The 16,335-nt window shown below is 72.9% G+C and carries 12 protein-coding genes and 1 pseudogene; 7 read left to right on the top strand and 6 right to left on the bottom strand.

The window, feature by feature from the left end:
- Positions 1–42: 42 nt before the first annotated feature.
- Positions 43–693 (bottom strand): DUF4360 domain-containing protein, encoded by a 651-nt coding sequence (locus tag R2S09_RS06630; RefSeq protein ID WP_306186892.1) that lies wholly within the window; start codon positions 691–693, stop codon positions 43–45.
- A gap of 356 nt (positions 694–1,049) precedes the next feature.
- Here R2S09_RS06630 and R2S09_RS06625 point away from each other — a divergent pair, with 356 nt between their 5' ends.
- Complete coding sequence (locus tag R2S09_RS06625) at positions 1,050–4,019, top strand: beta-galactosidase (protein WP_316740118.1); 2,970 nt, start codon at positions 1,050–1,052, stop codon at positions 4,017–4,019.
- A gap of 20 nt (positions 4,020–4,039) precedes the next feature.
- On the opposite strand, the gene R2S09_RS06620 is transcribed toward R2S09_RS06625, so the two are convergent.
- A complete protein-coding gene (locus R2S09_RS06620) occupies positions 4,040–5,554 on the bottom strand; it encodes an alpha-N-arabinofuranosidase (RefSeq protein ID WP_316740117.1) in 1,515 nt (504 codons plus the stop codon).
- Positions 5,555–5,605: 51 nt separating this feature from the next.
- Positions 5,606–5,881: pseudogene (locus R2S09_RS06615) on the bottom strand (carbohydrate ABC transporter permease); the annotation flags it as partial.
- A 537-nt stretch (positions 5,882–6,418) separates the two neighbouring features.
- On the opposite strand from R2S09_RS06615, the gene R2S09_RS06605 reads away from it, so the two are divergent.
- The 4 genes from R2S09_RS06605 to R2S09_RS06590 are packed head-to-tail and all read left to right on the top strand — an operon-like array spanning position 6,419 to position 10,988.
- Positions 6,419–6,943, top strand: a complete 525-nt coding sequence (locus tag R2S09_RS06605) for a toxin (RefSeq protein WP_306186895.1) — start codon at positions 6,419–6,421, stop codon at positions 6,941–6,943.
- Positions 6,940–8,295: an MAB_1171c family putative transporter gene (locus R2S09_RS06600; protein WP_306186897.1), complete on the top strand. Its 1,356-nt coding sequence runs from the start codon at positions 6,940–6,942 to the stop codon at positions 8,293–8,295. Before R2S09_RS06605 ends, R2S09_RS06600 begins: the two co-directional genes overlap by 4 nt.
- 55 nt (positions 8,296–8,350) lie before the next feature.
- A complete protein-coding gene (locus R2S09_RS06595; protein ID WP_306186899.1) occupies positions 8,351–9,532 on the top strand; it encodes an MAB_1171c family putative transporter in 1,182 nt (393 codons plus the stop codon).
- 25 nt (positions 9,533–9,557) lie between these two features.
- Positions 9,558–10,988: an FAD-dependent monooxygenase gene (locus R2S09_RS06590; protein WP_316740116.1), complete on the top strand. Its 1,431-nt coding sequence runs from the start codon at positions 9,558–9,560 to the stop codon at positions 10,986–10,988.
- 8 nt (positions 10,989–10,996) lie between these two features.
- Here the strand turns inward: R2S09_RS06590 and R2S09_RS06585 are convergent, their stop codons facing one another.
- Positions 10,997–11,854, bottom strand: a complete 858-nt coding sequence (locus R2S09_RS06585) for an SMP-30/gluconolactonase/LRE family protein (RefSeq protein WP_316740143.1) — start codon at positions 11,852–11,854, stop codon at positions 10,997–10,999.
- Positions 11,855–11,868: 14 nt separating this feature from the next.
- Entirely contained in the window at positions 11,869–12,642 is a 774-nt protein-coding gene (locus tag R2S09_RS06580) for an IclR family transcriptional regulator (RefSeq protein WP_306186902.1), read from the bottom strand.
- A gap of 151 nt (positions 12,643–12,793) precedes the next feature.
- Here R2S09_RS06580 and R2S09_RS06575 point away from each other — a divergent pair, with 151 nt between their 5' ends.
- Positions 12,794–13,378, top strand: a complete 585-nt coding sequence (locus R2S09_RS06575; protein ID WP_399143926.1) for a hypothetical protein — start codon at positions 12,794–12,796, stop codon at positions 13,376–13,378.
- Between the two features lie 12 nt (positions 13,379–13,390).
- Here the strand turns inward: R2S09_RS06575 and R2S09_RS06570 are convergent, their stop codons facing one another.
- Entirely contained in the window at positions 13,391–14,326 is a 936-nt protein-coding gene (locus tag R2S09_RS06570) for a hypothetical protein (protein WP_316740115.1), read from the bottom strand.
- A gap of 345 nt (positions 14,327–14,671) precedes the next feature.
- On the opposite strand from R2S09_RS06570, the gene R2S09_RS06565 reads away from it, so the two are divergent.
- On the top strand, positions 14,672–16,309 hold the full coding sequence (locus tag R2S09_RS06565; protein WP_316740114.1) for a transposase: 1,638 nt from the start codon (positions 14,672–14,674) through the stop codon (positions 16,307–16,309).
- Positions 16,310–16,335 lie beyond the last annotated feature (26 nt).

Here is a 16,335-nt window from a genome sequence, read left to right as displayed (position 1 = left end):
TGTGACATCAGACGGCGTGCCGCGCGCGGTGGTTGCCCGCCGTCAGGACTTCGGGCACTCCTTCCACGCCAGGTGGTACACCGTGCTGATGTCGCCGTCCGTCGAGTCCATGGTCATGAAGCTGACCTTGCCGGGGGCCGAGGTGCCGGCGCTCACGCGCAGCTCGGTGTTGATGTTGAAGTTGCGCAGCACTCCGCAGGGGGCCCAGACCAGTTGGGCCCAGTCGGTGCTGTCGGTGGCCTGCCAGTCGTCGTTGTACGGGCCGTCGAACGGGTGGGTCCTGAACGCCGTGCTCGACGAGCCCTGGAAGTAGTACGAGGCCCGCTGGGTGCCGGTCGCGCCGGGCTGGAGGGAGAGGAAGCCCCGGTAGTCGGCGCTCGCGATGGCGTAGGTGAAGCCCTGCGGGACGTGGACGACCAGATTGAGCTGGCAGTTCTTGCGGAAGGCGGTGGGGTCGGAGTTGCCGCCCGCCTGGGCGAGGTAGTCGCTGTAGGTGACGGTGAAGGCGGTGTTGTCCGGGGCGACGGCGACGGCGGCGGTGCCCTGGGGGCAGCCCGAGCCGTTCACCGTGGCGACGTCGATGACGATCTTGTCCGGGGGCGGGTCGGTCACCACCGGGGACGACGGGTGCGCGGGAAGCGCGGTGGTCAGGAGCGCGGCGATCGCGCTGCTCAGGAGCAGTCCGCCAGCCATGGTTCTCCATCCGTTCGGTGGGGGGTTGTCGGCGCCTTGCGTCCGTGTGCCTGTGCATGTGCCTGTCCTGTGCCTGCGGAGATAGGCATGTCCATGCCAATTCCACGCACGCACACTCCCCACCCGTGAAGGAATCATGGATGCCTTGTGAAGGCCGGGAGCTGTCGCATCGTACGCAGCGCTCGGCGGGGCGATAAGGTCGCTCTCCGGCCAATCACGGATTTCGAACGACCGGTTCGCAAGCGGCCCGTACCACGCGATCCGCCCGCCGGGATCCTCCTGGGTCCGATGTGGCCTCCGGGGCCATGGAGAATGGCGCCACCGCACGCCGTAAGATCCGCCCGGGAGGCACAGCTTTGGCGCTCAGCAGACGTACATTCAGCGCCCTCGCCGGCACCGCAGCGCTCGGTCTGGCCCTGGGCGGCAGCGGCGGGACGGGGGCGTCGTCGGCCTACGCGGCGCGCGAGGTGCCCACGGGTCCGCCGCCGCCGGCGCCGAGCGCCGACGGGCGGCGCCACACCGTCGGGTTCGACCACTACTCGCTGCTGGTGGACGGCAGGCGGCTGGTGCTGTGGTCCGGCGAGATGCACCCCTTCCGGCTGCCCAGCCCCTCGCTGTGGCGGGACGTCCTGCAGAAGATGCGCGCCCACGGCTACAACGCCGTCAGCATCTACGTGTCCTGGAACTACCACTCCCCCGCCCCCGGCCGCTACGACTTCACCGGCGTCAGGGACCTGGACCTGTTCCTGCGCACCGCCGCCGAGACCGGGCTGTACGTCGTCCTGCGCCCCGGCCCCTACATCAACGCCGAGATCGACGGCGGCGGCTTCCCCGGCTGGCTCACCACCACCGAGGGCCGGGCGCGGACCGCCGATCCGACGTACCTGAAGCACGTCGACGAGTGGCTGACCCACGTCGACTCCATCGCCGCCCGGCACCTGTTCACCCGGGGGCGTGGCACGGTCCTGCTCTACCAGATCGAGAACGAGTACGACTCCTACGTCCATGACGCCACCGGCCGCGCCTACATGTCCCACCTGTACAAGAAGGTGCGCGCCGACGGCATCGACGTCCCCCTCTTCCACAACGACAAGTCCAGGAACGGCTACTGGACCCCGGGCACCTTCGACACCGGTGGGGAGAAGGGGCGGTGGCTGTACGGGTTCGACGGGTATCCCTCGCCGTCGAAGACCCCGCCCGACTGGGGGAGGTTCGGCAGGGGCGGGGCGACCGGCGGGACCACCGCCAGTCCCCGTACGCCCGGGTTCGTGCCGGAGTTCGGGGGCGGCTGGTTCGACCCGTGGGGCGGGTACTGGTTCAAGGGCGAGGGCTACGAGGGGTCCCGGCGCACCCGGGACGCGGCGTACGAGCGGCGTTTCTACCTGACCAACCTGGCCAACGGCATCACCCTGCACAACGTCTACATGACCTTCGGCGGCACCTCCTGGGGCTGGCTGCCCGCGCCGGTCGTCTACACGTCGTACGACTACGGGGCCGCCTTCACCGAGGGCCGGCAGCCCACCGACAAGCTGGTGCCGATGCACCAGATCGGGCACATGCTCCAGCGCGTCCCGGACTTCGCCAAGCTGGACCGGGCGCCGGACGTCGAGGCGGCCGGGCTGACCACGTACCACCTGAAGAACCCGGACACGGACGCGCACGTCTACGTGCTGCGCAACGACGGCGACAAGGAGGTGTCGTCCACGCTGCGCGCCGGCGGCGAGGACCTTCCGGTGACCGTGCCGGGCCGGGACGCCCGGCTGCTGGTGGCCGGGCTGTCGCTGGGGCAGCGCAGGCTGCGGTACGCCACCGCGCAGCCGATGCTGTTCCAGACCGCCGGGCGGCAGGACGTCGCCGTGTTCTGCGGCCGGCGCGGCGACATGGCACGCGTGGTCGTCGAGTGCGCCGAGGAGCCGCTGGTCACCCGGCTGAGCCAGCAGGCCGCGTACGTCTACGACCGGGGTCTGCTGCGGGTGACCGTCCCGCTGGGCGCGGGCGGGCTGATCGGGGTCCGGGTGGAGGGCGGCGACGGGGTCGACCGGCCGCTGCTGCTGCTCTTCGCCGACGAGGCGACCTCCCTGCGCCTGTGGCCCTACGACACCCCGTCCGGGTCCCTGCTGGTGTACGGCCCGAAGCTGCTGCGCACCGCCGCCCTGTCCGGCTCCACCGTCCATCTGACCGGCGACACGGTGGAGGCGACCGACCTGGAGGTGTGGGGTCCGCGGGGCATCGACGGTGTGACGTGGAACGGCCGGGCGGTGCCCACCGGCGCGACCGGCTCGGGCAGCCTGCGCGCCGCCGCCCCGCTGGCCGGTGTGCCGAAGGTGGAGCTGCCCGCGCTCGGCGGCTGGCGGATGCGCACGGAGAACCCGGAGGCCGGGCCGGACTTCGACGACTCGGCCTGGCAGGTCGCCGACAAGGCCGCCTCGCACAGCACCACCGCCGTCCCGGCGGGGCAGCCGGTGCTGTTCGCCGACGACTACGGCTTCCACTACGGGGACGTCTGGTACCGGGGCACCTTCACGGACGCCACCGGCATCGAGTCGGTCTCCCTCGCCCACAGCACCGGCACGCAGGGGCTGCTGATGGCGTGGCTGGACGGGGAGCCGCTGGGCTCGCACCGGATGCCGGTGCCGGACGGCGGCACGATCCGCCGGGGCACGTGGACGGACACCGCCGTCCTCCCGGTGCCGCGCCGGCTGCGCACCGGGGGCCGGCATGTGCTGTCGGTGCTGGTGCGGCGGATGGCGCACGACCAGGACGGCAAGGCCCAGGACACGCACAAGGCGGCACGCGGGCTGACCGCGGTCACCTTCGCCGGGGGCTCGCCCCGGGTGCGGTGGCGCGTCCAGGGCGAGACCGCGCCCGACCCCGTGCGCGGGCCGCTGAACAACGGCGGCCTGTACGGGGAACGGGAGGGCTGGCACCTGCCCGGCTTCCCGGACGGCGGCTGGGAGCCGGTCGCCTTCCCGCGGGCCGCGCGGCGGCAGGGGGTGACCTGGTACCGGACCACCTTCGAGCTGGCGGTGGACCCCGGCGTGGACGCGTCGGTGGGACTCACCCTGGACGACGACCCGAACCGGGCCTGGCGGGCGCAGATCTTCCTGAACGGCTGGAACATGGGCCAGTACATCAACGACGTCGGCCCGCAGCACACCTTCGTCCTGCCCAACGGCATCCTGCGCACCCGGGGCACCAACACCCTGGCCCTGGCCGTGCTGTCGGAGCCGACCACGCCGTCGGGTCCGGGGCAGGTGCGGCTGACGCTGCTGGGCAGCGCGGCCGGAGGAGTGCCGGTGACACCGGTGCCCTCCCCCGGCCGCTGAGGGCCGAGGCCCGAGGGCTGTCAGGCGAGGCGGATCACGTTCCAGGACAGCGGTTCCAGGGTCGCGGTCAGCGTGCCGTCGGTGAGGGCGGTGCCCTCGACCGGGTGCGGGGTGACGCGCTCGGGGTCGGTGAGGGTGTTGCGGGCGTCGGGGTCGGCGTCCGCGAGGGCGCTGTGCTCGACGACCCCGGTCAGGTCCAGGCCGGCCAGGGCGACCTCCAGGGGCAGGGGTTCGGTGCGGGAGCGGTTGACCGCGAAGACGGTCACCGTGCCGTCCTCGGCGCGGACCGCGGTCGCGTGCAGCAGGTCCGTCTCGCCGTACTTGCCCGTCCGGTACGTCGGCGAGTCCACCCGCACATCGAGGACCTGGCCGCGGCCGTACTTCGAGGCCTGCGCGAACGGGAAGAACGTGGTCTGCCGCCAGGCCGGGCCGCCCGGCTCGGTCATGATCGGGGCGATGACGTTGACGAGCTGGGCCAGGCAGGCGACGGTGACGCGGTCGGCGTGCCGGAGCAGGGCGATGAGCAGGGAGCCGAAGACGACGGCGTCCAGGACGCTGTAGTTGTCCTCCAGCAGGCGCGGTGCCTCGGGCCAGTCGCCGGGGTCGGCGCGCTCGGCCTGCTCCTGCGACCTGGACATGTACCAGACGTTCCACTCGTCGAAGGAGAGGTTGATCTTCTTCTTCGACTTCAGCCGGGCGCCCACGTGGTCGCAGGTGGCGACGACGTTCTCGATGAAGGACTCCATGTCGACGGCGGAGGCGAGGAAGGAGTCGATGTCGCCGTCGAGCGGCTCGTAGTAGGCGTGCAGCGAGATGTAGTCGACGAGGCCGTACGTCTCCTGCAGGACGGTGGCCTCCCACTCGGCGAAGGTGGGCATGGACTGGCCGGAGGAGCCGCAGGCGACGAGTTCGACATGCGGGTCGATCTGGCGCATCGCGCGGGCGGTCTCGGCGGCGAGGCGGCCGTATTCGGCGGCGGTCTTGTGGCCTGTCTGCCAGGGGCCGTCCATCTCGTTGCCCAGGCACCACAGGCGGATGCCGAAGGGATCCTTGTCGCCGTGCGCGATGCGCAGGTCCGACAGCGCGGTGCCGGAGGGGTGGTTGGCGTACTCCTGGAGTTCCAGGGCCTCGGCGACGCCGCGGGTGCCGAGGTTCACGGCCATCATGGGCTCGGCCTGCGGGCCGATCCTCTTCAGGAGGGCGATGTACTCGGACAGGCCGAAGCGGTTGGTCTCCGTGGAGCGCCAGGCGAGGTCGAGGCGGCGGGGCCGCTCCTCGACGGGGCCGACGGAGTCCTCCCACTTGTAGCCGGAGACGAAGTTGCCGCCCGGGTAGCGGACGGCGGTGACGCCGAGTTCGCGGACCAGGTCCAGTACGTCGGTGCGCAGCCCGGAGGCGTCGGCGGAGGGGTGGCCCGGTTCGAAGACGCCGGTGTAGACGCAGCGGCCGAGGTGTTCGACGAAGGAGCCGAAGAGACGGGGGTCGACCGTGCCGACGGTGAAGGCGGGGTCGAGAGTGAAGCGGGCGGAGCGCATGGGTTCCTTTCGAGCAAGGGGGTGAGGCTGCGGGCTGTGGGACTGTGGCTACTACTGGCCGGCCAGGCCGGTGCGGGCGACGCCTGCCACGATCTGGCGCTGGAAGAAGACGAAGACGACGATCAGCGGCAGGCCGGCCATCAGGCCGCCGGCCATGAGCTGGGCCCACTGGATGCCGTAGGAGTTCATGACGGTCGCGATGCCGTTCGGCATGGTCATCAGGTCGGGGTTGTTGGTGACCATGTAGGGCCACAGGAAGTTGTTCCAGCTGGCGATGAAGGTGAAGATGCCGACCGCGGCGAGGGAGGGGCGGGACAGCGGCATCATGTTCGAACCGTCGCCGCCGCTGAAGAGGTTCCAGTAGCGCACGCGGGTGCGCGCGCCGGAGGCGAGTGCGTCGGCGCCCGTGCCGAGGGCGGCGAAGCCGAAGCTGCCCGCGACGGCCAGGCCGCCCGCGGTGGCCAGAAGTTGCCTGCGATTCAGGCCAGGTCGTCCCATTGCCTGCCCTTACGTTTCGAGGGGGTGGTGCCCTGTGCCGCGGCGCCGTTCGATGTTCTCGACGCCTGAGCTTGTTCGATATCTCGAATATTGCTCGTAACCTCGAACGGGACCGTAAAGTCGAAGCGCTTGCGCGTCAATGGGTCCGGCAAGACTTTCGAGCAGCGGTGCGCCCCGGGACAGGACGGCGCACCGCACCGGTCGTTTCCGGCCGTTCTGAGGTCGTTCCCGGTTGAACGACGTCCCATCGGGGCGCATGACGTGGACACTTACGTCCACGTAGGCTCGGACGACCGTCCGGCTGGGGCCGCGCCAGCGAAGACCGATCAAGGGGACGAGGGGTAACCGGTGCGTAGGAAAAGGGAGATGCGGCGGCTCGCCGACACTCTCATCGACCCGATCCAGGTGCCGGTGCCCACCGACCCCGAGGCGCTGTTCACCGCGCTCGTCGACTCCGTCGCCGCGTGGCGGGGCCGTCCGGTCGTCGTCCGCCGGGAGGTCTTCCCGCCGCACACCGCCAGCGGGCTGTGGCTGGAGGCGGAGACGCAGGACGTGGTGGTCGTCGACCGGCGGGCCGCCGTGTGGCACCAGATCGTGATCTTCTGCCACGAGGTGTGGCACATGAACCGGCGGGACGCGGACACGGCCGGCGCGGACGCCGCCGCCGGACCGTCCCCGGCCGGCGTGCCCCGGCCCGTGGCGGCGCGCACCGACTTCAGCCTCGCAGACGAGCAGGAGGCGGACCGGTTCGGCATGCTGATGGGCGGCCGGCTGCGCGACTGGCTGGAGTCGGCGGCGGACCCGGCGTCCGCCGCGGACCCCGGCGGCGACGCGGACCTCGCCGGACGCATCGGGGCCGCGCTCAACTACCGCGGGACCCGGAGAAGATGAGCGGCGTGATCAACTACGTCAGCTGCGGCGTGCTGTGGCTGGGCCTGGCGGCGAAGACCCCGGACCTCGTCCGCCACCCGCGCGACCCCTACCTGCGGGCGATCTGCACGGTGCTGGGCCTGGCCGGCGCCTGCTTCCTGCTCGGGGCCGCGCCCACGGTCGGGGCGATCAACCGCCTCAGCGGTGTGCCGAACCTCGCGGCGCCCCTGACCTACGCGTCGATCATCGCCTACAGCGCGGCCTCCCAGGTCCTCGTCGTCCACTGGCGGGGCGGCGCACGGGTGCGTCATGTGGCCCGCCGCTGGGTGGCGGTGTACACGCTCGTGGTGGCCGGCATAGGAGTCACGTTCGCGCTCGGCGACGCCCCGGTGGAGCGGCGCACCGACCTGGACACGTACTACGCGACGACGCCGTTCATCGCCGAGATGATCGTGCTGTACCTGGTCGGGCACCTGGTCGCCGTGAGCGTCACCACGGTGCTGTCGCTGCGCTGGGCGCGCGAGGTGGACGGCTGGCTGCGCGCCGGGATGGTCGTCCTCGGGCTGGGGTCGCTGTGCGGCGCCGGCTACAGCGTCACCAAGCTCACCGCCGTGGTCGCCCGCTGGTGCGGGCGCGACTGGTCGGAACTGAGCACCGACGTCTCGCCGGTGGCCGCCGGGCTGGGCGCCATGCTGATCTCGGTCGGCATCCTGACGCCGCTGGCCGGGCCCCGGCTGGCCCAGTGGCGCCGGTCCTGGCGCACGTACGCCCGCCTGGCGCCGCTGGAGCGCGAGCTGGACGAGCTGCTCACCCGGCGCTCCCTCCGGCTGCCCCGCCCGCGCTGGGCCTCCCCCACCACGCTGCTGATGTGGCGGCAGACCAGCATCCACAACGCGCTCGGGCATCTGGACGCCTTCTTCGACCGCGCCCACTACGAGCGCGTCCACGACGCCGCCCTTCAGGCCACCGGTGACAAGGAGCACGCCGAGGCCGCCGCGTGGGCGGCGGTCATCGCGGCCGCGGCCCGCGCCCAGCACGCCGGAGGCTCACCGGGCCCGGCCGCCGGGCCGGGATCCGTGCCCGGAGAGGGCGCGGCCGGCCGGGAGGAGCGGTGCGAGGCGGCCGGTCCGCCGCCGCTCGAGGCGGTGTGGGCCGCCGCGTGGCCGGTGGCGGCCGAGCGGTCCGGGAACGGCACGGAGGCCGCGGGCGGCGGGCCGTCACCGGGCGGCGCGAGCGTCTTCGGGCGGCTGGGGGACGGCGTGCCGGGCCCCGCGGCGCTGGTGCGGATCGCGGAGGCGCTGAACTCCGCCGGGGCCCCGGGCGGGGCGTCCGGTGGCGTGATCGGTGGTACGACCCCTTCGGGGGCCGCGTGATGACGTGGCCGGTGGTGGCGTCGGCCGGCCGGCCGACGGGGCGGGGGTGCCGCCCGTGAGTCTCGTCGTCTATCTCGCGGCCGGGCTGCTGGGGCTCTCCGCGGTCGTCCTGCTGCGCCGGCCGCGCACCGCGGTACGGGACCCGCTCACCGTGTCCACGTGTGTGTCGATCATCCTGGGCTCGCTGGTGTTCGTCTGCTCGGCGCCGCTGACCCTGGCCGCCGTCAACCGCCTGACCGGCGTCCCCAACTTCGGCGCCCCGCTGACGTACGGCATGCTCAGCGCGTACAGCTGCTCGCTGCTGGTCCTGCTCGTCCACTGGCGGGGCGGCCCCCGCGAGCTGGTCCGGCGGCTGGTGCTGCGCAGCATCGCCGCGTACGTGCCGCTGGTCGCCGCGATCGTCGTGCTGTTCACGCTGGGCGACGCCCACACCGAACGGCTCACCGACCTCGACACGTACTACGCCAACACCCCGTACGTGCGCGAGATGATCCTGCTGTACCTGATCGGGCACACCGCGGCGACCCTGGCGATGTCGACGCTGTGCGTGAAGTGGAGCCGGGAGGTCACCGGGCTGCTGCGGGCCGGACTGCGGCTGATCATGGCCGGGTCGCTGCTGGACGTGGTGGGGTTCCAGCTGACCAAGTACACGGCTGTCGCGGCGCGTTGGTACGGCCACGACCTGGACGTACTGTCCACCAAGGTGGCGCCGCCGTCCGCCTCGCTCGGCGCCCTGCTGTGTTCCGCCGGTTTCGTCCTGCCCCGGCTGCTGCCGGCCGCCGCCGCCCAGCTGCGCGGCCTGCGCGACTACCGCAGGCTGGGGCCGCTGTGGTCGCGGGTGCGGTTCGTCTCCACCGCGCCCAAGCCGCCCAGCGGCTGGTGGCAGTCGCCCCGGGCGCGGCTGCACTGGCGCGAGATGTCCATCCACGACGCCCTGCTGGCCCTCGCGCCCTACTTCGACGACCAGGTCCGCGCCGACGCCCTGGCCGCCGCCCGCGAGTCGGGCCGGAGCGCGCACGAGGCACGGATCGCCGCGGAGGCGGCGATGCTCGCCGATGCCGCCCGCCGCGCCGCCGCCCGCGAGGCGCCGCTGGCGGCGCCGAGCGGATACCGCCTGCACGCCACGGAGGTGTCCGGCACCAGCGGCCTGGTGGAGCTGGCCCAGGCCCTGCTGCCGCTTCCCGCGCCCGCCCCGGCCGCGGCCCGAGAAGGAACGTTGAGGACCTCCCATGGCTGAGCCATGGCCTACTCCGAGGAGTCCCATGCCCCCTGGTCACAGCCATCGCAGAGCTGTCGTCGTCGGTGCCGGCCTGGCCGGCATGCTGGCCGCGGCGGTGCTGTCCCGCTCCGTGGACGACGTGGTCGTGCTCGACCGCGACGACCTGCCCGACGGGCCGGAGCACCGCAAGGGGCTGCCGCAGGGCCGCCACGCCCATCTCCTCATGGCCGGGGGCCTGGCCGCGATGGAGGACGTGGTGCCGGGCGGGAGCATACGGCGGCGGCTGCTGGCCGCCGGCGCCCACGAGATACCCCTCGGCCACGGCATCGTGGCCCTCACCCCCGAGGGCTGGTTCCCGCGCTGGCGGCACGACGGGCCACGCATGCTCAGCTGCACCCGCGCCCTGCTGGACTGGACGGTGCGTCAGGCCGTCCTCGCGCACACGGGCGTGGAGGTCCGCAAGGCGCAGGCGGTCGGGCTGGCGGGCGACGCGGGGCGGGTGCGCGGGGTGCGGATCGCCGCTCCCGGCGGGCAGGAGACCGAACTGGCCGCGGACTTCGTGGTCGACGCGAGCGGGCGCGGGTCCCGTGTGGTCACCTGGCTGCGGGAGCTGGGCATCACCGGCGTACCGGAGAAGAGCGTGGACTCGGGGCTGGTCAACGCCACCCGGGTCTACCGCACGCCCGCGGGCGCCGAGCGGTTCCCGCTGACGATCGTGCAGGCCGATCCGTACGGCGGCGAGCCCGGTCGCAGCGGCATGATGCTGCCCGTCGAGAACGACCGCTGGATGGTGAGCCTGGCCGGCACCAGGGGCGGGGAGCCGCCCGCGGATCCGGAGGGCTTCCTGCGCTACGCCCTCGGCCTGCCGAGCCCGCTGGTGGGCCGGCTCGTCTCCGGCGCCGAACCCCTCACCGACGTACACGTCAGCCGCAGCACCAGCAACTCCCGGCGGTACCTGGAGAAGACCGCGCGCTGGCCGGAGGGTTTCGTCGCCCTCGGCGACGCGGTGGCCACGTTCAACCCGGCCTACGGCCAGGGCATGTCGGTGGCCGCGCAGGGCGCCCGGCTGCTGGGCGAGGAGCTGCGCCGCGGCGGGCTCGCCGCGCCCGGCCTGGCCCGGCGGGTGCAGCGCAGGGCCGCCCGGTCGGTCGACTCGGCCTGGGCGGCGGCGGTCGGCCAGGACGTCTGGTTCCCGGGCACGCGCGGCGCCCGGCCGGGCCTGGCGGACCGTCTGGTCACCGCCTACAGCCGCCGCCTGACCAAGGCGGCCACCGGCTCCTACCGTGCGGCGGCGGCCCTGTGGGACGTGACGAGCATGCGCACCGGCCCCGAACGCCTCTTCCGCCCCGGCACGCTCCTGGACGTCCTCAACGGCCCCCTCCTGCCCGCCCCGTCCGGCCCCCCGCTGACCCCGGCGGAGCACAAGATCGTGACCACACTGGACCGAACGGGGGCCGGAGGAACCGGCGCCTGAGCCGCGGGTCAGCCCGCGAAGGCCGGCTGGGGCAGGCCCTGGCCCGCACCCGGCAGCACCAGCAGGGAACCCGCGAGGGGGTGGGGCGCCGTCAGGCCCGTGCGGGCGGTGGTGACGTAGAGGTCGGTCAGGGCGGGGCCACCGAAGGCGCAGGCCGTGGGGCGGGGGACGGGGAGGGTGAGGACGCGGTCCAGGTCGCCGGCCGGGGTGTAGCGGCGCACCGCCCCGCCGTCCCACAGGGCCACCCAGACGCAGCCCTCGGCGTCGACCGTCAGGCCGTCCGGGAAGCCGGCGCCCTCCTCCACCCGCGCGAGCTCCCGCCGGTTCACGGCCCCGCCGTCGGTGAGGTCGAACACGTCGATGCGGCGGGTCGGCGTGTCGACGTAGTACATCAGGCGGCCGTCGGGGCTCCAGCCGGTGCCGTTGCTGACCGTCACGTCGTCCAGGACCGTCTCCGCCGCGCCGTCGCCGGTCAGGCGGGTCAGCGTGCCGCCGCCCGGGGTCTCGTCGTAGCGCATCGTGCCCGCCCACAGGGAGCCGTCCGGCGCCACCGCGGCGTCGTTGCCGCGGCGGCCGGGCACCGGGTCGCGGTGCAGCCAGCGGAAGGCGCCGTCGGGGTCGACCAGGCCCACCCCGTCGCGCAGGTTCAGCACCAGCCCGCCGCCGGCGCGCGGCTTCGCCGCGCCGACGTGCTGTTCGGTGGTACGGACCGTGCGCGCGCCCGATGCCGGGTCGTAGGTGTGCACCCGGGAGGAGAGGATGTCGACCCAGATCAGCCGGCCGGTCACCGGGTCCCACGTCGGGCCCTCGCCCAGTGCGGCCCGCGCGGGCACCGCGACCTCGTGGACGTCGTACGCCGTCGTCATGCCACGTTCCTGTGTCACGCCACGCTCCTGTGCCCGAGGCGCTCCGAGAGCTCGGCGGCGCCCTTCACGGCCAGCTGCTCCAGCTCGGCCAGGCGTTCGTCGCTCCAGCGGATCATGGGTACGGAGATGGACAGGGCCGCGACCACCTGCCCGGTGCGGTCGCGCACCGGGGCGGCCACGCAGCTGACGTCCGGGTTGGACTCGCGGCTCTCCACGGCCAGGCCACGCTGCCGGATCTCGGTCAGGGCCTCGCGCAGGGCGGCCGGGTCGGTGATGCTGTTGGGGGTCATGGCGACCAGTTCGGCGTCGTCCGGGACGCGCGCGGCGAGCTCCGGCTCGGGGAGGGAGGCGAGCAGCATCTTGCCGACCGAGGTGCAGTGCGCCGGGAGGCGGCGGCCGGCCGCCGAGACCATGCGCACGGCGTGCGTGGAGTCGACCTTGGCGATGTAGATGACGTCGGTGTCCTCCAGGATCGCCACATGGACGGTCTCGTCGCAGGTCTCGGCGACGGACCGGGCGACCTGCTGGCCCTCGGCGGCGAGGTCGAGCTGCTCGGCGTAGCGGCTGCCGAGCTGGTACGGGCGTACGCCGAGCCGGTAGCGTCCGGGCTGACCGGTCACCGGCACGATGTACTGGCGGGCGGCGAGCGTGGTGACCAGCTCGTGCACCGTCGTGCGCGGCAGCTGGAGCCTGCGCACGATGTCGGGGGCGGAGAGCGTCCCGTCCCCGTCGAGGAAGAGCTCCAATATGTCGAGAGCCCGGGTCACGGCTGGTACAAGGCGTCCCACGACCGGCCCCCTCCCTTGAATCCAGGCCTGTTCGATATTTCAACAGGCGGTCGGCATCACGAACACAGGCTAGCCAGAGTGAGGTGGGCGGGCAATGGGTGCGACCACCGAGGGCGAACTGGTGCGACCACCGTGGGCGACGATGGTGTCCATGCCCGCCTCGACGCCCACGCCCTTCACCCCGCTCGACTTCCAGCTGGTGCTGCTGCGCCGCATGGCCGACCACAATCCGGACCTGGTGGAGGACGCCCGCCACACCCTGGGCGTGTCCATCGCCCGGATGCGGGAGGCCAACAAGCGCTGGCAGGCGATGGTCCGCTCCCCGAGGACCCGCTCGGCCGCCGCTCGCTACCGCTCCGTCCTCGGCCCGCCCGAGTCCACGGCCGCCCGCCGGATCGGCGACCTGGACTGCGAGGCCCGGCAGTGGCCCCTGCCCCTCTGGCCCGGCCTGCGCTTCGAGGTGCTGGCCGGGCCGAACGGCCGGGTCTGGAACGAGTGGCTGGTCCGCGCCCCGGGAGCCGAACCGCCGTCACTGCGCACCCTCGACGATCTCACCCCCTGGTCCTGCACGGTCGACGAGGCCGCCCGCGCCTTCGCCCCGGCCCGCCCCCTGGAAGGCACGGCGCCCACCCGGTGGGGGCTCGCCTTCACGGCCCCCGACGCGCAGGACGTGCGACGTGAGGTGGTCGCGGAGTTCACCTGGGGCCTGCTCCAGCGGACACGGGTCAGCGGGTGAGGGGACGGCAGGTCAGCCGGCAGCGGCGGCCGCGTCCAGGATCGCGTCCACCACCGTCGGCAGCGACGTCGGGTGCAGCCACAGGAACAGGTTCGGCTCGACCAGTTCCAGCTCCATCACGCGCGGTGCGCCGTCCTCCCCGTCCACCAGGTCCACACGGGCGTAGAGCAGCTCGAGACTGTCCGGCACGGCGGCCAGGGCCCGCTCGGCGACGGCGAGTTCGGCGGCCGTCGGGGTCCAGGGCTCCAGGTCCGGGTGGGCCACCTTGTCGGCGTCGTAGGCGGTCCCGGGCGACAGCACGGCCCGCTTGCGGCTGGCGTGCAGCAGTCGGCCGCCGAAGAACTGCAGCGCCCGCTCCCCGCTGACGTCGATGCGGGTCAGGTAGGGCTGCACCATCGCGGTCAGCCCCTCCGCGTGCATCCGCGCCACCTGGGCGACGGCCGTCTCCCGCTCCCCGGGCGTGTACCGGGCGGCGAACCGGGCACCGGCCCCGAAGACCGGCTTGACGACGAATTCGCGGTCGCCGGGAAGGTCGTCGACACCGAGGGTCTGACCGGGGTTCTGTCCGGAGTTCTGCCCGGAGTTCTGCCCGGAGTTCTGCCCGGGGGCGAGGTAGCGCGTCGGGACGACCGGCACACCGGCCGCGGCGAGGTCTCCGAGGTAGCGCTTGTCCGCGTTCCAGCGCACGACGTCGACCGGATTGGCGATCCGGGTCACCTGCCCGCACTTCTCGGCCCATGCCGTGAACTCGGCGGCCCGCCAGCTGTAGTCCCAGGTCGAACGTATGACGACGAGGTCGAACGCCGCCCAGTCGGCGCTCTCGTCGTCCCAGTGCACGGCCTCGGCCTCGGCTCCGGCATCCCGCAGGGCCCGCACCAGCACGGGCAGATCGCGGTCCTTGCTCGGCCCGGTCCGGGGGTCGTAGGTGGCGAGTGCGACACGGGGCACGGCGGGCTCCTCTTCCTGACACGGTCCGAAGTGCGGCCCCCGCACGCTAACAACCGCCCCCCGGAACCACCGCACCCGCCTTGACCGGCGACTCCCGCACGGCGGCAGGACGTGACCGGCTCCACGCCCCGCCGGCGACGAACCGAGCCGGCTGTGGGGTTGTGAACAGGTGGTGGTCGACGGCGATTGAGCGTCCCCTGGCGCGCACGAGTGGGCCTGTGGGCAGTGGTAGACACACTCCTCCGGTGAGGAACAGGAGTTCTTGCATCGAATGCGTGACCTTGGCCGGTGGTGGTCGTTGGGTGTGGTGACGGAATTCTTCGACGCGGGATCTGGGGTGAACCGGTGGGCGGGCTGCGGGAGGTGGCTGCGCCGTTCGTGGTGCCCGGACCCTCGGGGGCCGCGATCCGCACCCGACTCAAGCACCTGAGCGCCGCGGACGAGAAGGTGCTGTACCTGGTCGGCGACCACCTCGGTTCACTCGCGTCCCGTGACCTCAAGGCTCGGTGCGCGGCCGGGCGTGATCACGACACCGCGCAGTGGGCCGAGCGTAAGCGCACTCTCACACAGGAGCCCTCCTCCCGCTGGGCCGGATCGATCACGAAGGCCACCCACGGTCAGTGGGCGCTCGCTCAGCGGGCCCAGTTCGCGCACATCCGGAGCCTGGAAGCCGTGATCGAGACGATCACGCATCGGCTGTCCCTGCCCGTGGGCGAGAAAGGCACCAAGAAGGCTGCGGGCGGCTACCGCAGCAGGCAGGAGTGGTTCGCCAAGTCCCGCCGCCTGCGCCTGCTCGAAGACCGGCTTCAGGCGGCCCGGGCGGACCGTGAGGCCGGGCGGGTGCGCGTGGTGCGCGGTGGGAAGCGGCTGCTGAACACCCGCCACCACCTGAAGGCAGCCCAGCTCACCGACGAGGAGTGGCGCGCCCGATGGCGGGCCGGGCGCCGGTTCCTCACCGCGGACGGCGAGTCCGGCAAAAGGTTCGGCAACGAGACCATCCGCGTCACCGACGACGGCGAGGTCTCGATCAGGCTCCCCGCGCCGCCGGCGCACCTGGCGAATGCTCCGCACGGCCGGTATGTACTGGCGGCGAAGGTGTCGTTCGCGCACCGGGACGAGCAGTGGGCCGACCGCGTATCGGCGAACCGGGCCGTGGCCTACCGCGTCCACGAGGACACGGCGCGCGGACGCTGGTACCTAACTGCGTCCTGGACGGTCTCCCCGGTCAAGACCGTCCCCCTGACGGCGGCCCGCGCCGGTGGCCTGATTGGCTTCGACATGAACGCCGACCACCTGGCAGCCTGGCGCCTCGACGAACACGGTAACCCGACCGGCAACCCCCGACGCTTCTTCTACGATCTGTCCGGCACCGCCCAGCATCGCGACGCGCACGTCAGGCACGCCCTGATCCGCCTGCTGCACTGGGCCAAACGCCACAGCCTCGCGATCGCGGTCGAAGACCTCGACTTCACCGCCGAGAAGACCCGCGAGAAGCACGGCCGCCGCAAACGGTTCCGCCATCTCATCTCCGGCATGCCCACCTCCAGGCTGCGGGCCCGGCTCGTCAGCATGGCGGCCGAACTCGGCATCACCATCGTCGCCGTCGACCCCGCCTACACGAGCAAGTGGGGCGCCCAGCACTGGCAGAAGTCCCTCACCAGCACGAAGCGGGCCACCACGCGGCACGACGCCGCGAGCGTGGCTATCGGAAGGCGCGCCCTCGGGCACCGTATCCGGCGACGGACGGCACCGCCCCGTACCCACCAGAGCGATGGATACGGGTATCGGACTGACCAGGCCGGACACGGCGCCCGGGGACGCGAGGAAGGCCGCCCCCGCACGCCCGGACCACGGACACGATCCGATGGCGCTGGGTGCGGAGTGAAAGCGGCCGACCAGTGTGCCCAACACCGTTCGGGGCACGCGGCTGAGCACGGGTTCTGGCAACAGGACTCACTTCCGCTCAGTCTCCAGGAACGGTAGGACGGTGGTGTCGTCCATCGGTCAGC

The organism is Streptomyces sp. MK7, from assembly GCF_032658145.1.
Classification (GTDB): domain Bacteria; phylum Actinomycetota; class Actinomycetes; order Streptomycetales; family Streptomycetaceae; genus Streptomyces; species Streptomyces spiralis.
The sequence above is the reverse complement of the archived record's forward strand: the minus strand, read 5'-3'. Positions and strand labels throughout refer to the sequence as shown.